This is a genomic window from Streptomyces sp. NPDC058157 (genome assembly GCF_042884105.1).
Taxonomy (GTDB): domain Bacteria; phylum Actinomycetota; class Actinomycetes; order Streptomycetales; family Streptomycetaceae; genus Streptomyces.
The window spans coordinates 1-24,334 of the sequence record NZ_JBHVUQ010000075.1; the positions used below are offsets into that span (position 1 = coordinate 1).

The following is a 24,334-nucleotide window of genomic DNA, read 5'->3' on the forward strand; positions in this document are numbered from 1 at the left end:
GCTGTGTACAGCCCCGCCTGGGGGCCCCTCCCAGCGGTAGCTGGGGGCGATCGAGGCGCGGGGGTCTGGGGGCGGAGCCCCCAGCCGCTAGAGGTTGCCGCGCTTCTCCTGCTCGCGCTCGATCGCCTCGAACAGGGCCTTGAAGTTGCCCTTGCCGAAGCCCATCGACCCGTGCCGCTCGATGATCTCGAAGAACACCGTCGGCCGGTCCTGCACCGGCTTGGTGAAGATCTGCAGCAGGTAGCCGTCCTCGTCGCGGTCCGCGAGGATCTTCAGTTCGCGCAGCTCGTCGATCGGCACGCGGGTGTCGCCGACCCACTCGCCCAGCGTGTCGTAGTACGTGTCCGGCACGGACAGGAACTCCACGCCCGCCGCGCGCATGGTGCGCACGGTGGCGACGATGTCGTTCGAGGCCAGCGCGATGTGCTGCACGCCGGGGCCGTTGTAGAACTCGAGGTACTCGTCGATCTGCGACTTCTTCTTCGCGATCGCCGGCTCGTTGATCGGGAACTTCACCTTCTTGGTGCCGTCCGCGACGACCTTCGACATCAGGGCCGAGTACTCGGTGGCGATGTCGTCGCCCACGAACTCCTTCATGTTCGTGAAGCCCATGACCTTGTTGTAGAACGAGACCCACTCGTTCATCCGGCCCAGCTCGACGTTGCCGACGCAGTGGTCGATCGCCTGGAAGGTCCGCTTGGCCGGCGCCGCGACCAGCGGCTCGCGCGCCACGTAGCCCGGCAGGTAGGGGCCGGTGTAGTCGACGCGCTCGACGAGGGTGTGGCGGGTCTGGCCGTACGTGGCGATCGCGGCGAGGACGACCGTGCCGTGCTCGTCCTTGACCTCGTGCGGCTCGTCCAGCCCGCGGGCGCCCTGCTCGACGGCGTACGCGTAGGCGGCGCGGACGTCCGGGACCTCGATGGCGAGGTCGATGACGCCGTCACCGTGCTCGGCGACGTGCTCGGCGATGAAGCGGCCGTGGTCCGTCGTCGCCTTGATGACCGAGGTCAGGACGAAGCGCGCGGAGCCGTTGGTCAGGACGTAGCTGGCGGTCTCCCGGCTGCCGTTCTCCGGTCCGGAGTAGGCGACGAGCTTCATGCCGAAGGCGGTCGAGTAGTAGTGCGCCGCCTGCTTGGCGTTGCCCACGGCGAAGACGACCGCGTCCATGCCCTTCACCGGGAAGGGGTCGGCCTCACGCGCGGTCTGCGGGGTGGTGTCCAGGGTCTCAGTCATGTGCGCAGCGTCCCGCCGTTCCACAAGCTGCGCAATAGTTTCCATTTCCGCTGTACAGAATGCCCAGCAGAGCCCGAGGATGACTGAGAGATCTGTGCAGTATGACCAGCCGATCGAGGGAAGGTTTCCATGGCTATCGACGAGCTCGACGGACGCTTGATCGTGCTGCTGGCGCGCGAACCCCGGATCGGCGTCCTGGAGGCCTCGCGGCGGCTGGGGGTGGCGCGGGGGACGGTGCAGGCGCGGCTGGACCGGCTCCAGGCGAACGGGGTCATCCGCGGCTTCGGGCCGCAGGTGGACCCGACGGCCCTGGGCTATCCGGTGACGGCCTTCGCCACGCTGGAGATCAAGCAGGGGCAGGGCGCGGACGTACGGGCCCACCTGGCCGGGGTGCCGGAGGTGCTGGAGCTGCACACGACCACCGGGCACGGGGACATGCTGTGCCGGCTGGTGGCGCGGTCCAACGCGGACCTGCAGCGGGTGATCGACCGGGTGGTGGGCTTCGAGGGGATCGTGCGGGCTTCGACGGCGATCGTGATGGAGAACCCGGTACCGCTACGGATCATCCCGCTGGTGGAGCAGGCGGCCGGGGACCGCTGAGCACACCCACGACGGGTCCAAAGAAAAGCTTGCAAAGAAACCCTTGCATAGAACCCTTTGCAAGCCCTACGGTTGAGCCATGCCCGAAACGAACGCCGAACACCCGCAGCCGCAGCCGCAGCCGCAGCGACAGGCCGAGCCCAAGCAGCCCGCCGTCCGCACCCTGGACGCCCGCTCGCTGCGCGGCCTCGCCCACCCCCTGCGCATGCGCATGCTGGCCGCCCTCCGCCAGGACGGCCCCGCCACCGCCTCCCGGCTGGCGGAGCGGCTCGGCGAGTCGAGCGGCGCCACCAGCTACCACCTGCGCCAGCTCGCCGCCCACGGCTTCGTCGAGGACGCGCCCGGGCACGGCAAGGGCCGCGAGCGCTGGTGGCGGGCGGTCCACCAGGGCACGGCCTTCGACGAGACGCTGATGTACGACGAGGCCGACCCGGAGACCCGCGGCGCGGCCGACGCCTTCCTCCACGAGATCGCCACCATCCACACCCAGGAGCTCAGCACCTGGCTCGGCGACTCCCACAGCTGGCCGAGGGAGTGGCGGGTGGCCACGGACATGAGCGACCACACGCTGCGCCTGACGCCCGCCCAGGCCACCGAACTGATCCACAAGATGCACGACCTGGTGAACAGCTACCGCGACCTGCCGCAGGCCGAGAACACCGAGACGGTCCGCATCCACACGCACGCCTTCCCGCGCCACGGCACCGCGTAGCCCTCCCCCGCCCCACCCCACCCCTTTTCCGCGACCGCCCAGAAGGAGTCCTGCCATGCACACCTTCACGCACACCCGGATCCACGCCACCCGCGCCGCCGAACTCGCCGCCGAAGCCGCCGCCCGGCGCCTCGCCCACGAAGCCGCCCCCGCCGGCCGCCCCGCCGGCACCGCCCTGCGCGACCGGCTCGGCGAGGCCCTGGTCGCCGCCGGGACCCGCCTGCTGCGCCCCGGGCACCCGCACGCCCGCGTCCAGCGGCACGCCGTATGAGCCGGCGCCCGTTCGCGGCCCTCCTGGCCGCCAACACCATCTCCATAGCCGGTAGTTCACTCACCCTCATCGGCGTCCCGTGGTTCGTGCTCCAGACCACCGGCAGCGCCGGACGGGCCGGGATCGTCGCCTTCTGCGCCACCCTGCCCATCGTCGTCGCGGCCCTGGTCGGCGGCCCGGTCATCGACCGGATCGGCCGCCGCCGGGTCTCCGCCGTCTCCGACCTGGTCTGCGCCGTCTCGATCGGCGCGATCCCCCTGCTGCACTACGCCGGGCTGCTGGAGTTCTGGATGCTGTGCGCGCTGATGGCCGTCGGCGGCCTCGTGCACACCCCGGGCCTGACCGCCCGCGCCGTTCTGCTGCCCAGCCTCGCCGAGCACGCGGGCACCACCGTCACCCGGGCCGCGAGCCTCTACGACGCCGTCTCGCGCGGCGCCCGGATGATCGGGGCCGCCGTCGCCGGCCTGCTGATCGCCCTCCTCGGCGCGGAGTCCGTCCTGCTGATGGACGCGGCCACCTACGCCGTCTCGGCGCTGCTGGTCTCCGCCTTCCTGCGCGGGGTCCCGGCCGCCGAACCCCAACGGGCCGCACAGAAGCCCTCGTTCGCCGCCTACCGCAGCGAACTCGCCGAAGGCTGGCGGTTCCTGACCCGCTCGCGCCTGCTGATGGGCATCACCCTCATGGTCATGATGACCAACGGGCTGGACCAGGGCTGGTCGTCCGTGCTCCTCCCGGTCCACGGCCGCGAGGACCTCGGCGGCTCCGCCGCCATCGGCCTGATGATCTCCCTCTTCGGCGGCTTCGCCCTGCTCGGCGCCCTCCTCTACGGGGCGTGGGGCGAGCGGCTCCCGCGCCGGGCGCTGTTCGCGGGCGCGTTCCTCGTCTCCGGCGCCACCCGCTACGTGGTCGCCGCCGTCACCGGCACCCCGCTCCCCCTCGCGGTGACCATGGCCCTGGCGGGCCTGAGCGTGGGCGTGCTCAACCCGATCCTGTCGACGGTCGTCTTCGAGACGGTGCCCGAGGAACTGCACAGCCGGGTCTCCGGCGTGACCACGGCCGGCTGCGAGCTGGTCATGCCGCTGGGCGGTCTCACGGCGGGCCTCCTGGTGGACGGCTTCGGCGTCCGCACGGCCCTGCTCGCCTTCGGCGCGGTCTACTTCCTGGCCACCCTGGGCCCGGTCGTCTTCCCGGCCTGGCGCGCCATGGACGCGAAGGCGCCGTCCGTCGTCAGCAGGACGGAACGCCCTCTCCCCGGTTCAGCGACCGCAGGGCGTTCACCGCATCCGTCAGAGAAGTGACGGGGATCAGCTGAAGGCCCTCGGGCAGCTCGGACTTCGCGTCGGAGCACTCGGCCTTCGGCACGAGGAAGACCGTCGCCCCGTCCCGCCGGGCGGCCTGGGTCTTCAGCCCCACCCCGCCGACCGCGCCGACCGTCCCGTCGGCGCTGATGGTTCCCGTCCCGGCGACGCTGCGCCCGCCGGTGAGGTCACCGCCGCTGCCGTCGCCGTCGATCTTGTCGATGATGCCGAGGGTGAACAGCAGGCCGGCACTGGGGCCGCCGACGTCGGCGAGGTTGAGGTCGACCTTCACGGACTTGGGGTCCTTGCGGAGGTAGCCGAGGGCGGCGGCCTCGGCCGCCGACTGCGACTGGGTCATCTCGTCCAGGTTGTGCTGCTCGATCTGCTTCTCGCTGCCGCCCGTGGGATAGACCGCCTCGCGGGGCATGACCGCCTCGTCGCTGCGGAACCAGTGGTCGACCAGCTCGTGCAGCCTCATCGTGGACGAGGGCCCGGTGGCGCGGATGGTGGTCATGCGCAGCTGGCCCTTGGTCTCGCGGACCGGGGCGCCGGTGACGGTGATGACCGGCTTGCCCTGGTCGGAGCCCAGCACGTCGGCCGTGGGCCCCGGGACGGCCACCACGAAGGGCAGCGGTGCGAGGGCCGCGACGGCGAACAGCGCGAGGACGGGCGCGGCGCAGACGGCCAGGGCGGTGGGGCGCGGCAGACGTGTGAGGCGAGAGAGCACCCGGCCAATCTACCGACCCGGCCCGCCCGCCCCGCGCCGCACACCGCCGCGTCCGGCGGGGCGGTGACGCCGCCGCGGGGTCACCGCAGGGCGTCGGCGACCTCTCGGGCCGCGTCGACCACGCGCGGGCCGACCCGCTCCGGCACGGCGTCGGCGAGCATGACGACGCCGACGCTGCCCTCCAGGCCGGTGATGCCGACCAGGGGGGCTGCGGCGCCGCTCGCGCCCGCCTCGAGTTCGCCGTGGGTGAGCGTGTAGCCGGGCTCGATGAGCGAGCCCTGACGGGCCGCCAGGATGGCCCGGCCGGCCGCGCCGCGGTCCAGCGGGTGGCGGAAGCCGGCCCGGTAGGCGACGTGGTAGTCCGTCCAGGTGGGTTCGACGACGGCCACGGCGAGCGCCTCCGTGCCGTCGACGAGGGTCAGGTGGGCGGTGGCCCCGATGTCCTCGGCGAGGGAGCGCAGCGCGGGCAGGGCCGCCTCGCGCACCAGCGGGTGGACCTGCCGGCCCAGCCGCAGCACGCCGAGCCCGACGCGGGCGCGGCCGCCGAGGTCACGGCGGACCAGGGCGTGCTGCTCCAGCGTGGCGAGCAGGCGGTAGACCACCGTGCGGTTGACGCCGAGCCGGTTGGAGAGCTCGGTCACGGTCAGCCCGTGGTCGGTGTCGGCGAGCAGCTTGAGGACTCTGAGCCCTCGGTCGAGAGTCTGGGAGGTTTCCGCGGTCACGTCGCTGCCTCTCCCTCTGTGTCGTCGGTGGACGGCGGTGACTCTCATGAGTTCAGCGCAGCCGGTCCCTCGGCGACGCACGGAGAGGCCGCCGGTAGCGGCCATGGCACCGGCTGCGCTCCCGCGGCGGCGCTGCCACGGGGCGTTCGATGCGGGGACAGTAGCGAGCGGGTCCGCTCAGCGGAAGGCCTCGTCCAGAATCCGGTCGCCTCCTGCCGGTTTCGGCCCTTTTCGCCACCGGCCTGTATCGATTCGTAATGTCCCCCGACCGAAAATCGGTTTACATGGCCATTACTCTGATCGTGTTCAAAAAGATGTTGGGGGGGTCGGGGCGACACGCGCCTCGAACGCATACAAGGGGAGAAGCACCAAGTGAACCTGAAGCGCATGGCCGTCGTGGCCGCCGCCGCCGTGGTGGGCCCGACGGTCCTCATGGCCACGCCCGCGATGGCGGACGAGGTCCAGAACCCGGCCGTCACCACCCCGGACGCGGCGCCCAAGGGCGACTCCGCCGCCGCCGAGACCCCGGCCGCCCCGGCCGCGGACACGGCGAAGCCGGCCGTCGAGACCCCTGCCCCGGCCAAGGACGCCAAGCCCGCCGCCGAGAAGCCCGCTCCGGCTCCGGCCAAGCCGGCCCCGGCCCCGGTCGACGAGGACGAGAACCTCAAGGCCACCGGCCCGGTCCTCGGCCTGGGCGGCGTCCCGGCCTCCTTCAAGGCCGGCGGCGACTGGACGAACATCACCGTCAAGGTCGACAACTCCAAGGGCAAGGCGCAGGAGAGCTACGTGCTCGTCCTGGCCGTCGCCGACGAGGCCAACAAGCTCAGCGCCAAGGACGTCCACGTCCAGCTCTACTACCAGGGCGGCTGGCACGACGTCGAGGTCATCAGCGACGGGGGCACCCCGGTCGCGCTGCTGACGGACGACGTCGAGATCCCGGCCAAGTCGCTCAGCCTCCAGGTCCGCGTCAAGTTCAACGCGAACGCCCCCAAGGGCGACATCGCGATCGCGGTGGCCGGCGGCAGCAACGTGGACGAGAACGTCTTCTCCGACACCGCCTGGGCCGAGTCGAAGATCGTCTCGGGCAGCACCAACGGCGGTGGCAACACCGGCGGCAACACGGGTGGCAACACCGGCGGCAACCACAACGGTGGCGGCAACACCGGTGGCGGCAACGACACCAAGCCGAACGGCGGCGGCACCACCACGCCGATCGTCGACCACAACACCGGCACCGGCACGGGCACCGGCACCAACACCGGCGGCGAGCTCGCCGAGACCGGTGCGGACGCCGCCACCAGCTGGGCGCTCGGCGCCGGCGGTGTGGCCCTGGCCATGGGCGCCGCCCTGGTCGCCGGCACCGGCCGTCGTCGCCGCGTCACCAACTGACGCAGCTCCACGCCCGACGGCAACGGGGTCCGTGCGCACCGCGCACGGACCCCGTTCCGCATTCCCGTCCGGGCCGGAGGGCTCACCGCATCCGGGTGGCCCACTCCTGGACCTTCTTGATCCGCTCCTTCAGCTGCCCCGCCGTCGCCTCCGCGCTCGGCGGCCCGCCGCACACGCGGCGCAGCTCGGTGTGGATCACCCCGTGCGGCTTCCCGCTCTGGTGGACGTACGCGCCCACCATCGTGTTCAGCGACTTGCGCAGCTCCAGCAGCTCCTTGTGCGAAACCACCGGACGCCGCTCGGCCGGCAGCTCCAGCAGGTCCGCCTCCGAGTCGGGCTTGCGGCGGCTGTGCGCGATCTGCCGGGACTGCCGCTTCTGCAGCAGCAGCTGCACCTGGTCCGGCTCCAGCAGGCCCGGGATGCCGAGGTAGTCCTGCTCCTCCTCGCTGCCCGGGTGGGCCTGCATGCCGAACTCGGCGCCGTCGTACAGCACCCGGTCGAAGACGGCGTCGGATTCGAGGGCCTCGAAGGACATCTGCTCGTCCTCGCCGGTGTCCTCGTCCTCCTGCCGGTTCGCCTCCTCCATCTCCTTCTCGGACTCGGCGTACGGGTCCTCGTCCTCGCCCGCCTTCTTCGGCCGGTCCAGGACGTGGTCGCGCTCGACCTCCATCTCGTTGGCGAAGCCGAGCAGGTAGGGAATGGTCGGAAGGAACACGGACGCCGTCTCGCCGCGCCTGCGCGATCGCACGAAGCGGCCGACGGCCTGCGCGAAGAACAGCGGGGTCGAGATCGTCGTCGCGTACACGCCCACCGCGAGGCGGGGGACGTCGACGCCCTCGGACACCATGCGGACGGCGACCATCCAGCGGTCGTCGTTCGCACTGAAGGTGTCGATGTTCTTCGAGGCGCCGGTGTCGTCGGAGAGCACGACGGTCGGCTTCGTCCCCGTGATCTCCCGGATCAGCTTGGCGTAGGCGCGCGCCGCGTCCTGGTCGGCGGCGATGACGAGCCCGCCGGCGTCCGGGATGCCCTTCCTGACCTCCGTCAGGCGCTGGTCGGCGGCGCGCAGCACGTTCGGCATCCAGTCGCCGCGCGGGTCCAGCGCCGTGCGCCAGGCCTGCGAGATGGCGTCCTTGGTCATCGGCTCGCCCAGGCGGGCCTCGATCTCGTCGCCCGCCTTGGTGCGCCAGCGCATGTTGCCGCTGTAGGACAGGAAGATCACGGGGCGGACGACGCCGTCGCCGAGCGCGTTGCCGTAGCCGTACGTGTAGTCGGCGGAGGAGCGGCGGATGCCGTCGTTGCCCTCCTCGTACGTCACGAACGGGATCGGGTTGGTGTCGGACCGGAAGGGCGTGCCGGTCAGGGCCAGGCGGCGGGTCGCCGGGTCGAAGGCCTCCAGGCAGGCCTCGCCCCAGGACTTGGAGTCGCCCGCGTGGTGGATCTCGTCCAGGATCACCAGGGTCTTGCGCTGCTCGCAGCGGTTGCGGTGCAGCATGGGGCGCACGCCGACGCCGGCGTAGGTGACGGCGACGCCGTGGTAGTCCTTGCTGAGCGGCCCGGCCGAGTACTCGGGGTCGAGCCGGATGCCTATGCGGGCGGCGGCTTCCGCCCACTGCTTCTTCAGGTGCTCGGTCGGCGCGACCACGGTCACCTGCTGCACCACGTGGTGGTGCAGCAGCCAGGAGGCCAGGGTCAGCGCGAAGGTGGTCTTGCCGGCGCCGGGGGTGGCGACGGCGAGGAAATCACGGGGCTGGGTCTGGATGTACTTGTCCAGCGCCCCCTGCTGCCAGGCACGCAGCTTGCTGGCGGTACCCCACGGCGCGCGGCCGGGGAAGGCGGGTGAGAGGTGGTGGGAGGCGGTAGTAGTCACGGTCTCCGGTTCGGGCTCTCGGTGGCGGTCGTCCTGTACTCAGGACGACCGGACGGACAACCGGGCCACCTTACCCGCGCCGCCGCACCCCCCGCGGAGGGACAGGCCCGTGACCTCGGGCAGTGCGGCGAGCGTCACACCGCGAGCAACTCCCGCAGCCTGTCGGCGATCACCGGCACCCGGGCCTCGGCGCCGGAGGCCACGTCGACGACCAGCGCGTACGCCGCCTCCTGGTCCACGGCCGCCGGATCGGCCCCGTTCACGGCGAGGAAGGTGGCGGCGGCGAGCCAGGCGGTGCGCTTGTTCCCGTCGACCAGGGGATGGTTCACGGCGATGCCGTGGAGCAGCGCGGCGGCCTGCTCGTGGAGGTCCGTGTAGGCCCGGGTCCCGTACATGCGGGCCCTCGGCCGGTGCACGGCGGACTCCAGCAGTCCGGGGGCGCGCAGCTCGACCGGCTGGTCCTGGGCCAGGCAGGCGTGCCGGGCCAGGTCGAGGACCTCGGCGAGGGTGAGGTGGCGCACGGCGCGGACCCCGGTCATTCCCCGAGCCGCTTCAGCAGGGGCGCGTGCAGCCGCGCCAGCCGCTCCGCGGCGGTACCGACCCGCTCGCGCTCCCGGCGCAGGTGCTCCCGTACGGCCGCGAGGGCGTGCTCGCCGGGGGTGGAGCCGGAGGCGTCGGCGAGGTCGGCGAGCTCCGCGGCCTCGGCGGCGGAGAGCCGGATGACCAGGTCGTCGGTGTCTTTCACGCACGCAGCGTAACGAAGGCGCCCCGCCCACTCACCCGATTTCCCCCTCCCTCTCCCCTTCCCCTTCCCCCCTCCCCCCTACCCCTACCCCTACCCCTCCCCCTCCCCTTCCCCCTCCTCCTGCTGGAGCCGGGTCGCCACCCAGGCCCCCACCAGGGCCACGCAGCCCATCGGCAGGAAGACCACGAGGAACGCCGCCGGGTGCGAGGCGCCGCCCGCCGCCGCCTCGACCACGTGCCCCGCGCCGACCGCCCCGCCGCCCAGCGCGGCGAACGCCGCCCCGCCTGCGGCGAGCAGCACCACGTTGGCCAGCGCGTCGGAGATCTGGAGCGCGGCGGAGTTCGCCCCCGCCTCCTCGGGCGCCGACAGCCGCATCAGCAGCACGCTGGCCGAGCCGACCACCAGCCCCATGCCGAGCGAGCCCACGGCCCAGCCCAGGGCGAGCGTCCACACCGGCACCGACTCGACCATCACCGCCGGGGCCGTGAGGATCGCGAGCGCCACCAGCACCATCCCGGCCACCATCAGCCGCTCCCGGTAGGGCGCCGTCCGCCCCTGGGACTGCACCCACGAGCCCAGCGCCCAGGTCACCCCGCCCAGCGCGAGCGAGAACCCGGCCAGGGTCGGGCTGAGCCCGCGCTGGGTGACCAGCATCAGCGGCACGAAGCTCTCCGCCCCGATGAAGGCCCCGCCCGCCAGCCCGCGCAGCAGCACCACGGACGGCAGCCCGCGCCGCGCCCGGTAGGTCCCGCGCGGCAGCAGCCCCAGCACCGCGGGCACGAGCAGCGCGGCGCCGGCGGCCCCGGGCAGCAGCGACAGCCACCGCAGGTCCTGGGCGGCGTACTGGAGCAGCCCGGCGCCCACCGAGATCCCGAGGGCGAGGCGGATCCGGCGCCGGTCGAAGGCGGCGGGCGCGGCCCCACCGGTGTCCACCGGCCCGGAGGCGGTGCGGCGGATCGCGGGCAGCGCCACGATCAGCGGGACGACCACCAGGACGGGGATCCCGAGGAACACCCACCGCCAGCCGATGTGCTCGGTGACCGTCCCGGCGGCCAGCGGCCCGACGATGGACGGGACCACCCAGCTCGCGGCGAACGCCGCCATGATCGCGGGGCGCAGCCGCTCCTCGTAGGCGCGGCTGACGACGACGTAGAGCGCGACGATGACCAGCCCGCCCCCGAGCCCCTGCACGGCCCGCCCCAGCACGAACACCCCCATGACGGTGGCGGTCCCGGAACACACCAGCCCGGCGGCGAACGCCCCGATCCCCACGCTCAGCGGCCGCAGCGGCCCCTGCCGGTCGGCCCACTGGCCGGACAGCACCATGCCGAAGAGGCTGGTGGTGAAGTAGGCGGAGAACCCGAAGGCGTAGAGCCCGATCCCGTCGAGCTCACGCGCGGCGACGGGCATGGCGGTCCCGACGGCGGTGGCCTCGAAGGCGATCAGGAAGATCACGGAGATGATCCCGACGCTCAGCGTCCGGTACGCCGGCCCCAGAATCCCGCCGCCCGGCGGTGGCGGAGCGGCGTCGCTGGTCTCTGATATCCGGGGTTCAAGGGCGCTCATCGCCCCAGAGTAAGGTGCGCGACCGGGTCTCGCCCCTGTCAATTGGTCGGATCCCGCATGGACCGCGAGACCTAGGCCGAAGGACCCGTGTAAACGCCGCATGGCAGTCACATTGCATCCCCCGGGCCCCTCTTCCGACCCTGGGGCGGGGCCCGTAGCGTCGTACCCGGCACAGCACAACACGGCCGTGTGCCCGAGTGGTTGAGGGACTCGCCTGCAAAGCGGGTTACGCCGGTTCGATTCCGGTCACGGCCTCGGGGAGGCAGCGGAGGCCGCCCGGGGGGGATCCCCTGGGCGGCCTTCCTCGCGTGCGTGGGCGGGCGGGCCCGGTCAGGGCTCGACGGTCCGCGCGGCCGTCTGCCGGAGCAGCAGCCTCTCGGGCAGACCCCCGTCGTCCTTGCAGCCCAGTTCCCGGGCCATGGCCAGGGCGGCGGAGTGGGCGACGGTGAGGTTGGCCTCGCGCAGGGCGGGTTGGTCTCCCTCCGATCCGTCGGACACGCTCACGATGGTCTCGACCGGGACGGCCCGGGCGAGGCCCGCGAGCCTGGCACTGGCGCAGTCGAAGAACAGCTTCGCCTGCCGCGAGATCGCCAGGGCGCTGCGGCCGAGGTCGTACTCCCAGTAGTGGCCACGGCCGCTCTCGGAATGCTCGCCGACGCGCTGCTCCTCGCTCTGGATCGCGAAGCCCAGCGAGAGCCGTCGCCGCCCCGCCCCGTCCACCGGCACGGCCAGGCAGGCCTCACCGCCCAGCGACGCCCCGGCCGTCGCGTATCCACGGACCAGGACGCCCGCCACCCACTGCACCCCCGCGCCCCTCCCCTCCTCCGGGGGCTGGAAGCGGGTCGCCCCGGTGACCGTCTCGATGCCCCGTACGGCCCCGGGGTTGAGGATCCCCCCGGGGCACACCCCCGCACCGGACAGCACGGTCGGCTGCGCCGGGCCGGGGGCCGCGCCGCTTCCTCCACAGCCCGCCAGCAGGGCCACGGCCGCCGCGCACCCGGCCGCCGCGGCCCGATGCCGCCCTCTCACCGCCGGTATCCCTCTAGTCGTTGCCGACCACGGGCTGGTTGCCGGTGTGGCGCTCGAGCGCGCAGCCGGTGCCGTACCCCGTCAGGCTGGACTGCTTCAGGGTCTCGTCGATCGGGTCTTCCAGGCTCGGCGGGTGGTGGTACAGGAAGTGCCGCACGGGTGAGTGGACCATCCGCTCGCCGCGCCGGTAGACGGCCGCCTGGTCCTCGTAGGCCTGCCCCTCCTTCTGGTCCTTCTGACGCTCGGCCTCGGCCTCGGACCAGTCCTTGGCCACTCCGCCGACGACCTGCTCCAGGGCGCCACTGCCGGTGTCGACGGCGAGCGGCACGACCACCGCTGCCGCACCCGCCGCCACTGCGGTCGCGGGCAGGAAGGCGACACCCGCCGCGATCGCCGCCGTCGACCCGAACTCGACCCACCCCGAACGCTTCTCCATCGCCTTGTCGTAGTCCTTGGCCCACTTCTCCGCGTCGGCGGTGATCTGCTTGCCCCGGGATTCGTCCATGATCCCCTGGAACTCGCCGCCGGTGCGCGCCGCTTCCATCAGACCGCTCTGGTTGAGCCTGCCGTCGGGCCCCACCTGGGACTCCAGCACCGAGGCCTGGAAGACGGACTCCGCCTGCGACAGGATGACGTAGGAGTCGGGATGCTGGCCCAGACTGCTCAGGAACCGGCGGGCTTCCTCCTGCCCGAACTCGGCGCGACCGGAGGCGACCCCCGCGAACACGCTCCGCGGGTCGTTCGCGTTCAGGCCGTGGTTCAGATCGTCGATGTAGCCGGCGCCCATCCGGCCCATGCTGTCGGCCAGCGAGCGCTGCCGGTCCAGCAGTTCGGGGTTCCCGCCGTAGGTGGACACCACCTCCTGCATGATCCGGGTGGACGTCTCATCGCGCGACAGGGTGGGAGCCGGATCGTCCCAGGCGTGTCCGAGGGTCGCCGCTTCCAGGGCGTGCCCGAGGGCGTCGGGCATGTACCTGTTGACCTTGCCGAGGTCGTCCGGGTTCATGCCCTCCATGTCGATGGTGGAGTGGTACTTCTCGTTGGCGAAGAAGCCGAGGTAGCTCGTGACGGCGTGCCCCTTGGCGTCCTTGCCCAGATACGCGGGCCCGGACTTCGCCGTACCGTCGCCGTTGTAGGCCTGCGGCTCGCGCTCCGGGTCGAAGAACTGGGCCGACGCCTCCGGGCTGTGGCCCAGCGCCTCCAGGAAACTGACCACGGGGTCGTAGCCGGCTCCGTTGAGCCCGGAGGGGTTCAGCATGTTCTTGCCGTAGCCGTTCATCTGCCGGGTCTGGCCGAAGAAGTCCGGGTTCTTGGCGTGGATCTGCGTCGCGTGCTCGGCGATCGGGACGAGGAACTTCGGGTCGTAGTTGCCGTAGCGCATGATCCCGCCGAGCAGCTGGTACCCGTACGGCGGGTTCTGGTCGTAGCGGGCCAGGGGGATCTGCTGGGTGCCCAGCTTGCGGAGCTCCGCCGCGTAGCTGTCGGGGAGGTGCGGCTCGGTGGTGGAGCGGGTGGCGGTGGCCAGGTTGAAGCCCAGGTTCCGCTGGAGCTCCTGGACGTCCTTCAGCCGCTGCTCGTCGAGCTTCCCGTACTCGTAGGTGTCGGTCGCCATGGTGCCGAAGAACTGGAGCGCGCCCTTGGGGCCGAGGTTCCCGTAGAAGGCGGTGGCGAACTCCGGGACCTTGGCGTTGTCGGCCAGCAGTTCGTTGAGCTCCGTCAGCTCGGCGTGCGAGAGGTCGCGGCCGTTCCTGGCGAGGTCGGTCGCGCGGCCGGCCTGTTCGGCGGCGAGGCCGGAGAACTTCGGGGCGCTGAAGTTGTGGTCCTCGGCGACGTTGGCGTTGAGGAGGCGCGCGAGGGACTGGTCGACGTCGTCACAGGAGTCGACGGCGGCGTCGACCTTCGCCTGCCACAGGGGCCGGTTGACGCGCAACGACTCCTGGTAGTCGGGATCGTGCCGGGCCGCCTCGCGGTCGGCCTCGGTCGCGAGCGGAAGCGGCTCGACCTTGCCCTTGGCGTCGACTCGGAAGCCGGCGGCGGGGGCTTCCTCTTCGGAGATCTTCCGCAGCCGCTCCCGGGAGGACTTGAAGGCGTCGTGGCCCTGGGTGAGCGCGTGGTGGATGCCCTCGGCTTCCTTGGCGGCGTCCGCGAACTCCTTGGCCGTCTTGTCGACGAAGGGCCGCGCCACGCCTGCGGTGACCCCGCTCCATTCGGCCCGGTCGGACTTGGTCTTCATCCCGCTGCGGGCGGCCTCGGCCAGCTCCTCCAGCTTGGCGGCCATCGCCTGCCAGTCGCGGACGGCGGTGGCGAGCTTGTCGATCGGGGCGTTCAGGACGTTCTCGTACGTCGGCACGACCGCGCCCTTCCCTACTTGAGGTACTCGTCGATCTTGGAGGCCGTGAACTCGGCGTAGAGCTGCTGCTCCTCCTTGGCGTGGGAGGAGAGCGAGTAGTTCAGCCCGTTGGAGATCTGGGCGCAGGCGGCGGCGAGGGTCTTGACCTGGCTCTCCCAGCGCAAGTTCGCCTTGGCGAGGGCCGCCCCGCTGGCGAAGCCCTCCCTCGAGAGCGCGCCGGCCGCCTCGGCGGAGGCGGTGGCGGCGTGCTTGCCGTCGGTCTGGAGGCGGGAGTGGAGCCTGTACGCCTCGCTGCCGACGGCTCCGATGTGGTCCTGGTTGAGCGCGAGGTCGGCGGCGCCGGCGCCGGGGGCGGGGGCCGCGGAGGCCTGGTTGAGCCGCAGGAAGGCGTTCGCGGTGGCCGTGGCGCGCGCGGCGGCCCATTCCTCGTCGAAGGACATCCCGTGCGCTCCACTCCCGTGCGGGGTCAGGTCAGCGGTTGGCCGCCCTGCGTACGACGACCGCCGTGACGGCACCACCGATGAGGACGCAGGCCCCGAGCCCGAGGGCGATCCAGGTCCAGCTGCTGCCGTCGCCCTTGTCTACCGCAGGGGCGGCCTGCGGCGCCTGCGACGGGGTGATCTTTCCCCCGGTCGAGGGAACGGGCGTGTCCTTGGCTGCCGCCGCCGCGAGGTCGGGGAGGGGGTAGACGTCCGGCGGACCGGGGTCGCCGGGGGTGGGGAGCGCGATGCGGGGGCGGACGACGCCGTAGCCGATGTAGTCGTTGCGCGCTACGCCGTCCACGGGCTTGCCGGCGGTGTTGAGGAGGACGCGGAGGATCTGGTTGTTGGTCCAGGTGGGGTGGGCGGACCAGAGGAGGGCGGCGGAGGCGGAGGTTAGGGCTGTGGCGTCGCTGGTGCCGTGGCTATTGCAAAGCCCCGTTTTACCCCCGCAAGCACCAACGATGTCGACTCCAGGGGCAGCCAAGTCGACTGCGGCGTTGTGCGTCGACTCCTTGGTGACGGCGCCCTCGGAATCGACAGCGCCTACCCCGACCGCACCGGGAGCGCCAGCTGGATAGTTGAGTTGCGCAGCGCCATCATTACCAGAGGCGGCAAAAATCAGCTTTCCCTTGGTCAGCGCGTATTTGACCGCACTCCTCAGCTCCTCGCTATCACCCCATCCCAAAGAAACATTCAGGATCTTCGCGTCGGAATCCGCTGCGAAGCGAATGGCGTCAGCCAGCGTGTTGTTTGTAGAGATACCATTTCCGTTCATGTCTACCCGCAGGGACTGAACCTTGGCGTCGGGGGCCAAACCGAACGCGCTCTCCACTCCCCCAGGGCCTTTCCCGTTGCCCGCGATGAGCGCTGCCATGCCCGTACCGTGATTCTTGTAGTCCGTACGTTCATCGCCCTCCATCGTGTCTGGCGCGAAGTCCTTGCCGGGAAGCACCTGGCCCTCGAGTTCGGGGATGCGTGCGACACCCGTGTCGATCACTGCCACAGTGACGCCTTTGCCTGTGCTGATCTTCCAGATGTCGTCAGCCTTCATGGCATCGAGATGCCATTGCTTGGACCGGACCGTCTCCGCATGCGCTGGGGTGGCGGCGACTCCAGCCAGCAGCAGACCAACCAGGGCCGAGGTCACCTTCCGCGTACGCATCCCGTCACTATCCGTTCTACTCAGTCGATCACTGGTGGAACAACACGACGGTTGTCCTGCCAAGTCTCTTCGTCCTCGGCCAGATAATCGGGGCGGGCCCCCACCTGGTCTCCACGCCGCTTGCCCGGGGTTTGGGAAGCGGCGGTGCCATGGCCCACTGCACTCGCGCCCGTCCCGTTGCGGACGAGGCCCGAGCCGCCCTGGGTGAACGGCTGCCCACCACCTGGCGCCTGACGGCCCCCGACAAGGCCACCCGATTCCATGGCCAGTCTCCGACCAGAAACCGGCCCGCCCGGAGCACCGTGCGCACCGCCAAAGCCTCCACCCATCATGTTGGGCATTCCGCGTCCGCCACCCGCGTGCGGGCCTTCAGCTCCGATAACCGTGCCTCGCGGGATACCAGCGCTGGGGCTGCCAGTGGCAATCTGCCGACCACCCACGATGCCTGTATCGCGCGGCGACGGAATCGGAATGCCAGCAACCTTGCCACCAATGCCGACAGGACCCCGTGTGGCCGGTAGAGCGCCGCTGCCCAGCGGTGGCAGTCCAGCGCTTGGAGGCAAGGTCAGGGGCGGGACTGGGATGCTGGGAGGGTTCCCGCCAGGTACTCCCGGCCCCGGCCCGACGGGCAGACCAGGAGTCGGAGGAACAGCCCTATCCGGAAGAGTGCCGACATGGTCCAAATCCACGTCCACACCACGGTCGGGGAGCACAGGCGTCGGGAGCAACCCAGGCGCGGGAGACGGAGTGGTGTCCAACAGAGGTATATGGCCAGCCACATGGCCAGGGCCCGTAGCGGGGGCGCTGAACGAGGGCTCTCCGGTTCGGTAGGAAGAGCCAGTCCCAGTAGCACCTGCGGAACCTTCACCGCCTCGTGCTACGTCAGAGGACTGCGAAAGGGTCGGTGGCGGATAAAAGTCCGACGGCGGAGCCGGGAACGTCGGGGGCTGGGCGCTCGTGAGTTGGGTTGCCGACCAGTCGTAGGACTGGGCCAGTTTTGTCAGTTGCTGGACCGCTCGTTCGTGGTCGGCCGTCAGTTTGGCGTTGGCCGTTTGGCCCAGCTGTTGGGCGTCCGGGTCGTTGTGGTACTTGCGGGCCGCCTCCAGGTTGTCGGCCGCCCCCTTGTCGTACTGCGGGGTGTTGGCCTTGACCTCGATCATCGTCTGGGCGGCGTGCTGCAGCCACTGGCTGCCCACGTCGCTGTACTGGCCCAGCGTCAGCGTGGCGCTGCCGGCGCGACTCACCCATTCCTGGTAGGCGTGGGCGGCCTCGCCCTCCCAGCCCTTGACCTGGTGGCTCTTGAGGGTGTCGCCGATCTCGTTGAGCGCCTTCGCCGCGTCCGCCAGCTGCGTCGCGCGGGCCTTGACCGTCTCCGGGTCGAGGGAGTCGATCATCGCGAGCAGTTGCTCGTGCGAGAAGCCCTCGAAGTTCGTCATCGCCATCAGATCGTGCCCTTCGACGTGCTCGGGGTCGGAGTCGGGGTCGGGGCGGAGGAGCCCTGGCGCTGCTTCTCGGCTTCCTTCTCCCGCTCGAGGGGGTCGCGGTCCTTCACGTACTCCTCCTTCGAGCGTCTGATGAGCGCCCGCATCCTCGCCTGCGTCTCCTCGTCGACTCCCGCGTAGCCCTTGCCCGCCGTCAGGATGGCGATGCCGAGGGCCTCGATCTGGCCCGCCAGGCCCTTCGACAGGTTCTGGAGCTCGTTGTGGACCTTGTCGTACGCCTTGAACAGGGCCTCCGCCTCCGCGAAGTCCTTGCCGAGGGTGCCCGCCGGGAGGGTGCCGTGGGCGAGTCTGCCCGCGTCCGCCTCCGAGCCGTCCAGCTTCTTCAGCAGGGCGTCGACCCGGTTCTTGGCGTCCGTCAGCGAGTCGTACTCGACCTCGAGCGCCCTCGCCTGGCGCATCACCGCGTCCGCCACGCCCCCGGCGACGTTGCCGCCGCCCAGCAGTCCCAGTGCGCTTTCCCCTGCCATGGTGTCCTCCCCCGTTCCCCGTCCGCACGCGTGCGTCCCCCGTGCCTCCTGCCACTTTAACGACCGGCACCGACGGCAAGGTGGGGCAGGCCGCTACGAGTTGGGCGCCGCCACCGCCGCCGATGGCCGGATCGGGATCCTGTTCACCGGCCGCCCCGTCGCCGCGCGCACCGCCGACGCCACCGCCGCCGGGGTCGTGACGACCGGGACCGCGCTCGCCGCCTTCGCCCCGAAGGGGGCGACTACGTCCCGTTCCTCCACGAGGCGGACGATCCGCACCGCCGGGGCGTCCAGGGACGTCGGCAGGGCGTAGCCCGTCAGGTCGGGGTGGCGGACCAGGCCGGAGACCGAGCGGAGGTTCTCGGTCAGGGCCGCGCCGACGCCCTGGGTGACGCCCGCTTCGATACGGGCCTCCAGCTGGCGGGGGTTGAGGACGCGGCCCACGTCCTGGGCGACGGCCAGCTCGACCACCCGGACCGTGCCGAGTTCGATGTCCACGTCGACCACCGCGCGGATCGCGCAGAAGGCCAGGCCGACGAAGGCGTCGCCCTGGCCGTGGTCGTCCAGCGGCTCCGTGGGGTGCGGGCGGCACTGGGCCGTGGCCCAGAGCTCCTTGCCCTCTATGGCCTCCGCCACCGAGAGGGAGAAGGCGCCGTCGTACGACGTGATCCGGCCGTCCTGGATCTGGAGGAGTTCGGTGGACATGCCGAGTTTGTGGGCCATCGGCTGGAGCAGCTGCGTGCGGACCATCTTCGCGGCCCGTTCGACCGCCCCGCCCGAGACCCAGGTGTGGCGGCCGTGGGCGGAGGGGCCGGCGGGCGGCTGGTCGGTGTCGACGGGGGCGCAGGTCACCTCGTCGATGCCCAGGACCTCCTGGACGATCTGGCGGGCGAGCGTGGCGAAGCCCTGGCCGGTGTCGACGGCCGCGCAGATGACGGTGGCGGTGCCGTCGGCCACCTTCACGGTGGCGGTGGACACCTCGTCGGCGCCCTCCGCGCCGAGCATGTGGACCATGCCCACGCCGTAGCCGACCCCGCGCCGCACCGCGCCGGGCTCGCCCGCGCCCTCGGGGCCGCCGGGCAGCAGCCAGTCCTCCTCCGGGGTGTCCTTGGGGAGGGAGGGGAGGGGGAAGTCGCGCACGGAGCGGAGGAGTTCGGCCACGGGGGCCGGGCAGGTCACCGTCTGGCCCGTGGGCAGGAGGTCGCCGGTGGCCAGGGCGTTGCGCAGGCGCAGTTCCGCGCCGTCGATGCCGAGGGCGGCCGCGAGTTTGTCCATCTGGCCCTCGTAGGCCGCGCAGACCTGCAGGGCGCCCTCGCCCCGGACGTGGCCGGAGGGCGGGTTGTTCGTGCGGACCGCCCAGCCCTCCACGAAGGCGTGCGGGACGACGTACGGGCCGCACGCGAACGCCACGGCCGCCGCGAGGGATTCCGCGGAGGCGTCGGCGTAGGCGCCGGCGTCCATCAGGATCTGCGCCTCGACCTTGAGCAGCCGGCCCTCGGCGTCCGCGTGGTGGCGGTAGCGCAGCAGGGTGGGGTGGCGGTGGGCGTGGCCGAGGAAGGACTCCTCGCGGGTGGCGGCCAGCTTGACCGGGCAGCCGGTGCGCAGGGCGAGCAGGCCGAGCGGGAGCTGGAAGGCCGGGTCCTCGCGGTCGGCGGTGGCGCCGGGGACGCCGGTGACGACGACGCGCACCCGGTCCGGGGTGAGGCCGAAGCAGGCGGCGGCGAGGTCGCGGTCGGTGTGCGGGTCGGTGGAGGCGGTGTAGAGCTCGACGCCGCCGTCGGGGCGGGGCACGGCGAGGCCGGCCTCGGCGCCGATGGGGGCCGGGTCCTGGCGGCCGATGCGGTAGAGGCCCTCGACGACCACCTCGCCCGTCACGTCCGGGTCGCCGTAGCGCAGCGGGATGTGCCGGATCAGGTTGCCGTCCGGGTGGAGGGGGGCGGCGCCGAAGGACTGCTCGGGGTCGGTGACGGCGTCGAGGAGCTCGTACTCGACGGCGATGGCGGCGGCGGCGAGGCGGGCCGTGTCGGGGTGGTCGGCGGCCACGGCGGCGATGGGCTCGCCGTGGTGGCGCACGACGTCGTGGGCGAAGACCGGCCGGTCGGCGATGCGCCGGCCGTGGGTGGTGGCGCCGGGGACGTCGGCGTGGGTGATGACGGCCCGCACGCCCGGCATCTCGGCGGCGGCCGAGGTGTCGATGGAGCGGATGCGGGCGTGGGCGTGCGGGGAGCGCAGCACGGCGGCCCACAGCAGGCCCTCGGCCCACAGGTCGGCGGCGTAGGGGAAGGTGCCCTCGGTCTTGGCGCGGGTGTCCGTCGAGGGGACGGACACGCCGATGCCGCGCGCGGGGCGCTGCTGCTCGCCGTTGCCGCCGCTCCCGTCGCCGTCGGCGCCGACGCTGAGCGTCGCCATGGTCATGGTGGTGGTCGTCGCCGTGGCCGCGTCCTGCCCGCTCACGCCATGCCTCCGTTGTGGTGGATCCCGTCGAATCCGCTGCCGTTGGTGCCGTGCGGGTCGTTGGTGCCGTGGGCGCCGTCGAACCCGTGCGGCCCGGGGGCCGCGGCGCCGGGGGTGCCCGGGATGCCGAGGGCGCCCGTCGTGTCGAGGGCGTCGAACGCGTCGAAGCCGCCGGCGTGCGCGGTCATGGCGGAGGGGTCGAAGCCGTTGCCGCCGAACGTGCCGTCCGGGCCCGGGGCCGCCGCGAACGCATCGAACGCACCGGGCACACCGGGCGCACCGAGCGCACCCGCCGCGTCGAAGCCGTTGCCGCCGAGGGTTCCGTTCGGGCCGGGGGCCGGGGCGTCGAACGCGCCCGACGCGTCGAAGCCGTTGCCGCCCAGGGTTCCGTTCGGACCGGGCACGCCCGCGTCGAAGCCGGCCGACGCGCCGGAGGGGTCGAACGCCCCGGAGGGGTCGAAGCCGTTGCCGCCGAAGGTCCCGCCGGGGCCGGGGGCCGGGGCGTCGAAGCCGTGCACGCCGCCCTCGCCGGGCTGCGCCTGGTGCGGGATCAGCGCCTCCGCCGGCGCCGCCACGGGGGCCTGGCCCGCGGCTTCGGCGGCCTGTGCCGCGGTGGTCTCGCGCTCCGCGATGACCTCGCGGACCGCCTCGATGACGCCCTTGTAGCCGGAGCAGCGGCAGAGGTTGCCGCAGAGCGCCTGGCGGGTCTCCAGCTCGCTGGGGGCGTGGTTGCCCTCCAGCAGGTCATGGATGGTCATGGCCATGCCGGGCACGCAGAATCCGCACTGCACCCCGCCCGACCTGCACAACGCCTGCTGCACGTCCGAGAGTTCCCCGCCCTGCGCGAGACCCTCGACCGTGCGCACCTCGGACCCGGCCGCGGTCGCCGCCGGGACCAGGCAGGAGGCGACGAGCCGCCCGTCGACCTGCACCGCGCAGGCCCCGCACTCGCCCTGGGAGCAGCCGTCCTTGGCGCCGGCCAGGCCGAGCCGCTCGCGCAGCACGTAGAGCAGGGACTCGCCGATCCAGGCGCCGGTGACGGGCCGGTCGGCGCCGTTGACGCGCAGGACGTACGAAGCGGAAGGGTGCTCGTGATGGGCGACGGCGGGCTGCCGTTCCTCTTCGTACGCCGCCTCCCCGAGCGGGAACTCCCCGGTGTCGTGCCCGGACGGCGCCGGCACGGCACGGTCGGCGGTGTCCTCACCCGGCGCGGGCGCGGCCTCCGCTCCGGCGGGGGCACCGGCCCCCACCACGAAGCCGTGCCCGTCCGTCCCGTCCGGTACCGGGGCGGGGGCGGACCCCTCCCCCGGCGCGGCGTCGGCGCCCTCGGCCTCCGCCGGCCGCGGCCGCTCGTCCCCGGCCGGGGGCTGCGCCGGCCCGTGGCCGTGCGAGGCCTCGATGTCCGGGGCGGCGTCCAGCACGGACTCGGGCTCCGGCCCGGCCTGGGGGTAGCCCTCGGGCAGCGGGGTCCCGACACCGGGACCGCCCAGCACCCTCGGCCCGCGCCCCGGCGCCCCGGCTCCGCCGCCCTGCGGCCCGGGGGCACCGCCGCCCGGCAGCACCCCGGCGCTCAGCGGCGTCCCGGCCGCGGCGGCCACGCCCTCCGCATCCGGCCCGCCCGGCGCCTCGGGCACCGCCCAGGGGTCCTGGGCCCCGCCCGGCAGCGCCGCCGGGGCCCCGCCCCAGCCGCCGTCCGCCCCGCCGACCCGGAACTCCCCGGCCCCGCCGGGCACCTCACCACCGTGCCCGGCGGCGGCGCCACTCCCGGCACCCTGACCGAACCCGACCCCGCCGGGGCCCACACCCACACCACCGGTGCCGGCACCGGCACCGGCACCGGCACCATCAGCACCCACACCCGCACCCGCACCCGCACCACCGGCATCCGTACCCGCGCCGCCGCCCGTGAGGTCGGCCGGCAGCGTCCAGTGCCCGGTGGCCGAGGACTCCTCGTCCCGGTGCAGCGCCTCGGGGAACTGCCACTCGGCCGTCGCCCCCTGGTCCACCCCGGTGTGCGGATCGGGGTAGTGCTGCACGTGCCGCTGCTCCGCGAACCCCACGGGCTCGGCACGCTCCACGAACTCCGCGGGCTCCACGAACTCCGCGTGCCCCGGAAGCCCCACATGCCCGGCATGCCCCACATGCCCCGGAAGCCCCAAGTGCCCCGCGTGCCCAGCCTGCCCAGCCTGCCCCGGAAGCTCCACTGCCTCCGCGTGCTGCGCCGTCCCGTGGGCCCCCGCGTGGGAGGCCAGGCGGGAGCCCGGCTGCGTCCCCGCGTGCGCGGTGTCCGGCCGCGCGGCGCCGTGGAACTCCGCGTGCGCCTCCGGCTCGGCCGCCGCGAAGGCGGCCGCCACCGACGCCGGGAGCGGGATCGACGCCGGGATCGGCGCCCGGGCCGGGGCCGCCGCGTCGGCGGCCGGGGCCTGTCCGGCCGCGCCGCCCGCGTCGGGCCACTGGGCCGGCATCGTCCAGGTGCCGGTGGCGCTGGGGTCCGTACTGCCGGACGAGCCCAGCGGCATGATCATCGGGGGCGGGACGAAGCCGTGCCCGGGCGCCGCGAGGGGTTCGCCGGCGTCGAGCGCGTCCAGCATGTCCTGCGGCAGCTGCACGAAGGCGGTGGCGTCGGAGTCGTAGTCGCTCCCGTGCGGCACCGGCTCCCAGCCCCAGCCGGCGCCCCCGGCCGCTTCCGCGCCGCCGCCGTTCCCCACGTGACCCGTGTTCGCCGCGTGGCCCGTGTTCCCCGCGTGGCCCGTGTTCCCCGTGTCCCCGGTCGTTCCGCTCACGTTCTCGTTCTCACTCATGAGGTCAGCGCCCTCCCCAGGGCCCTGCGCGCCAGCACGGCGACGGTGCGCCGCAGATGCAGTACTCCGGCGGAGACCTGCTGCCCCTGGTCGGGCACGCACGCCGCCGCCACGTACTCGCCGAAGGCCTCCAGGGCCTCCGGGGCCAGACTTCGGTCCCCGTCCCAGTCGATCAGCGAGGCCACCCACTGCTCGGCCTCCAGCGGCCGCAGCGGCATCGGGGCCACCGCGCCGATCGCGCACCGCACGCCCCGGCGCGCGGGATCCAGCACGAGCCCCACGGACGCCACCGCCCGCCCCGGGCCCGTCCGCCCCGTGGCCTTCAGGAACACCTGGGGCGCGTGCAGCAGCGGCACCCGCACGAAACCGATCAGCTCACCCGGGCGCAGCATGTCCCGCCCGGCCAGCAGGTGGGAGACGGGGATCTCGCGCTGCGAGCCGCCGGGGCCGACGATGACCAGCACCGCCTCCAGCGCGGCCAGCACGGGCAGCGCGTCACCGGTCGGCGCGGCCGTCGCGATGTTGCCGCCCAGGGTGCCGGCGTTGCGGATCTGCGGCGGGCCGGCCGCCCGCGCGGCCGCGGCCAGAGCCGGGATCAGAGCGGCGAAATCCGGCCGTCCCATCCGGGCGTGCGTCAGACCGGCGCCGAGCAGCGCGTGCCCGTCCTGGTACTGCCAGCCGCGGATCTCGCTGATCCGCCCGAGCCCCACCAGCGCGGCGGGCCGCAGCAGTCCGGCGTTGACGGCGGCCATGAGGTCGGTGCCGCCGGCCACCGGGACGGCCGCGGGCATGGCGGCGAGCGCCGCGACGGCCTCGTCGAGCGAGGCCGGCAGCATCACGGACTGCGCCGCCTGCCCCGGCGACCCGTGCGGGGTGTGCGGCCCCTGAGCCGAATGCGGTGTGTGCGGTGCGTGCGTGGTCAACCCAGCTGCCCCTTCCCGATGTCCCGGTCCT

The 24,334-nt window shown here is 73.0% G+C and carries 21 protein-coding genes and 1 tRNA gene; 6 read left to right on the forward strand and 16 right to left on the reverse strand.

Going from position 1 to position 24,334, the window contains the following annotated elements:
* Positions 1 to 87 precede the first annotated feature (87 nt).
* Positions 88 to 1,233 (reverse strand): 4-hydroxyphenylpyruvate dioxygenase, encoded by a 1,146-nt coding sequence (gene hppD / locus ACFVXK_RS19885; protein WP_358895494.1) that lies wholly within the window; start codon positions 1,231 to 1,233, stop codon positions 88 to 90.
* A gap of 129 nt (positions 1,234 to 1,362) precedes the next feature.
* Between hppD and ACFVXK_RS19890 the strand changes: the two genes are divergently transcribed.
* The 4 genes from ACFVXK_RS19890 to ACFVXK_RS19905 all read left to right on the forward strand — a co-directional run bounded on the left by ACFVXK_RS19890 (position 1,363) and on the right by ACFVXK_RS19905 (position 4,114).
* Positions 1,363 to 1,833, forward strand: coding sequence for an Lrp/AsnC family transcriptional regulator (locus ACFVXK_RS19890; protein WP_389613407.1), 471 nt, complete (start codon positions 1,363 to 1,365; stop codon positions 1,831 to 1,833).
* Positions 1,834 to 1,912: 79 nt separating this feature from the next.
* Complete coding sequence (locus tag ACFVXK_RS19895; protein ID WP_389613409.1) at positions 1,913 to 2,545, forward strand: ArsR/SmtB family transcription factor; 633 nt, start codon at positions 1,913 to 1,915, stop codon at positions 2,543 to 2,545.
* Positions 2,546 to 2,600: 55 nt separating this feature from the next.
* A complete protein-coding gene (locus tag ACFVXK_RS19900) occupies positions 2,601 to 2,816 on the forward strand; it encodes a hypothetical protein (protein ID WP_389613411.1) in 216 nt (71 codons plus the stop codon).
* Positions 2,813 to 4,114: an MFS transporter gene (locus ACFVXK_RS19905; RefSeq protein WP_389613413.1), complete on the forward strand. Its 1,302-nt coding sequence runs from the start codon at positions 2,813 to 2,815 to the stop codon at positions 4,112 to 4,114. The genes ACFVXK_RS19900 and ACFVXK_RS19905 overlap by 4 nt, the downstream gene beginning before the upstream one ends.
* Here ACFVXK_RS19905 and ACFVXK_RS19910 read toward each other — a convergent pair.
* Both ACFVXK_RS19910 and ACFVXK_RS19915 read right to left on the reverse strand, forming a co-directional pair.
* Positions 4,044 to 4,841 carry a S16 family serine protease gene (locus ACFVXK_RS19910; protein WP_389613415.1) on the reverse strand — a complete coding sequence of 266 codons (798 nt, stop codon included), beginning with the start codon at positions 4,839 to 4,841 and terminating at the stop codon, positions 4,044 to 4,046. The genes ACFVXK_RS19905 and ACFVXK_RS19910 overlap by 71 nt on opposite strands.
* An 80-nt stretch (positions 4,842 to 4,921) precedes the next feature.
* The gene (locus ACFVXK_RS19915; protein WP_007264382.1) at positions 4,922 to 5,563 is read right to left on the reverse strand and encodes an IclR family transcriptional regulator; all 642 of its coding nucleotides are present in this window, start codon (positions 5,561 to 5,563) and stop codon (positions 4,922 to 4,924) included.
* A 372-nt stretch (positions 5,564 to 5,935) separates the two neighbouring features.
* On the opposite strand from ACFVXK_RS19915, the gene ACFVXK_RS19920 reads away from it, so the two are divergent.
* Complete coding sequence (locus ACFVXK_RS19920; protein ID WP_389613417.1) at positions 5,936 to 6,952, forward strand: hypothetical protein; 1,017 nt, start codon at positions 5,936 to 5,938, stop codon at positions 6,950 to 6,952.
* 82 nt (positions 6,953 to 7,034) lie between these two features.
* Here ACFVXK_RS19920 and ACFVXK_RS19925 read toward each other — a convergent pair whose 3' ends face one another.
* The 4 genes from ACFVXK_RS19925 to ACFVXK_RS19940 all read right to left on the reverse strand — a co-directional run bounded on the left by ACFVXK_RS19925 (position 7,035) and on the right by ACFVXK_RS19940 (position 11,133).
* Positions 7,035 to 8,822 carry a DEAD/DEAH box helicase gene (locus tag ACFVXK_RS19925; protein ID WP_389613419.1) on the reverse strand — a complete coding sequence of 596 codons (1,788 nt, stop codon included), beginning with the start codon at positions 8,820 to 8,822 and terminating at the stop codon, positions 7,035 to 7,037.
* Positions 8,823 to 8,956: 134 nt separating this feature from the next.
* Positions 8,957 to 9,361: a type II toxin-antitoxin system death-on-curing family toxin gene (locus ACFVXK_RS19930; RefSeq protein ID WP_389613421.1), complete on the reverse strand. Its 405-nt coding sequence runs from the start codon at positions 9,359 to 9,361 to the stop codon at positions 8,957 to 8,959.
* Positions 9,358 to 9,567 (reverse strand): hypothetical protein, encoded by a 210-nt coding sequence (locus ACFVXK_RS19935; RefSeq protein ID WP_389613423.1) that lies wholly within the window; start codon positions 9,565 to 9,567, stop codon positions 9,358 to 9,360. Before ACFVXK_RS19935 ends, ACFVXK_RS19930 begins: the two co-directional genes overlap by 4 nt.
* Positions 9,568 to 9,657: 90 nt before the next feature.
* Positions 9,658 to 11,133: an MFS transporter gene (locus ACFVXK_RS19940; RefSeq protein ID WP_389613425.1), complete on the reverse strand. Its 1,476-nt coding sequence runs from the start codon at positions 11,131 to 11,133 to the stop codon at positions 9,658 to 9,660.
* 183 nt (positions 11,134 to 11,316) lie between these two features.
* Here ACFVXK_RS19940 and ACFVXK_RS19945 point away from each other — a divergent pair.
* Positions 11,317 to 11,388: transfer RNA gene (locus tag ACFVXK_RS19945), tRNA-Cys, on the forward strand.
* 75 nt (positions 11,389 to 11,463) lie between these two features.
* Here ACFVXK_RS19945 and ACFVXK_RS19950 read toward each other — a convergent pair.
* From ACFVXK_RS19950 to ACFVXK_RS19990, 9 genes are all read right to left on the reverse strand, one after another.
* Positions 11,464 to 12,162, reverse strand: coding sequence for a hypothetical protein (locus ACFVXK_RS19950; RefSeq protein WP_389613427.1), 699 nt, complete (start codon positions 12,160 to 12,162; stop codon positions 11,464 to 11,466).
* 13 nt (positions 12,163 to 12,175) lie between these two features.
* On the reverse strand, positions 12,176 to 14,512 hold the full coding sequence (locus tag ACFVXK_RS19955; protein WP_389613429.1) for a hypothetical protein: 2,337 nt from the start codon (positions 14,510 to 14,512) through the stop codon (positions 12,176 to 12,178).
* A gap of 14 nt (positions 14,513 to 14,526) precedes the next feature.
* Complete coding sequence (locus ACFVXK_RS19960; protein WP_389613431.1) at positions 14,527 to 14,952, reverse strand: hypothetical protein; 426 nt, start codon at positions 14,950 to 14,952, stop codon at positions 14,527 to 14,529.
* A 31-nt stretch (positions 14,953 to 14,983) separates the two neighbouring features.
* The gene (locus ACFVXK_RS19965; RefSeq protein WP_389613433.1) at positions 14,984 to 16,156 is read right to left on the reverse strand and encodes a S8 family serine peptidase; all 1,173 of its coding nucleotides are present in this window, start codon (positions 16,154 to 16,156) and stop codon (positions 14,984 to 14,986) included.
* 20 nt (positions 16,157 to 16,176) lie between these two features.
* Positions 16,177 to 17,598, reverse strand: coding sequence for a WXG100 family type VII secretion target (locus ACFVXK_RS19970; protein ID WP_389613435.1), 1,422 nt, complete (start codon positions 17,596 to 17,598; stop codon positions 16,177 to 16,179).
* Positions 17,598 to 18,125: a DUF2563 family protein gene (locus tag ACFVXK_RS19975; RefSeq protein ID WP_389613436.1), complete on the reverse strand. Its 528-nt coding sequence runs from the start codon at positions 18,123 to 18,125 to the stop codon at positions 17,598 to 17,600. Before ACFVXK_RS19975 ends, ACFVXK_RS19970 begins: the two co-directional genes overlap by 1 nt.
* A gap of 93 nt (positions 18,126 to 18,218) precedes the next feature.
* Positions 18,219 to 20,534, reverse strand: a complete 2,316-nt coding sequence (locus ACFVXK_RS19980; RefSeq protein ID WP_389613449.1) for a xanthine dehydrogenase family protein molybdopterin-binding subunit — start codon at positions 20,532 to 20,534, stop codon at positions 18,219 to 18,221.
* A 41-nt stretch (positions 20,535 to 20,575) separates the two neighbouring features.
* Positions 20,576 to 23,380: a 2Fe-2S iron-sulfur cluster-binding protein gene (locus ACFVXK_RS19985; RefSeq protein WP_389613438.1), complete on the reverse strand. Its 2,805-nt coding sequence runs from the start codon at positions 23,378 to 23,380 to the stop codon at positions 20,576 to 20,578.
* The gene (locus ACFVXK_RS19990; protein WP_389613439.1) at positions 23,377 to 24,303 is read right to left on the reverse strand and encodes an FAD binding domain-containing protein; all 927 of its coding nucleotides are present in this window, start codon (positions 24,301 to 24,303) and stop codon (positions 23,377 to 23,379) included. Before ACFVXK_RS19990 ends, ACFVXK_RS19985 begins: the two co-directional genes overlap by 4 nt.
* Between the last annotated feature and the right edge of the window lie 31 nt (positions 24,304 to 24,334).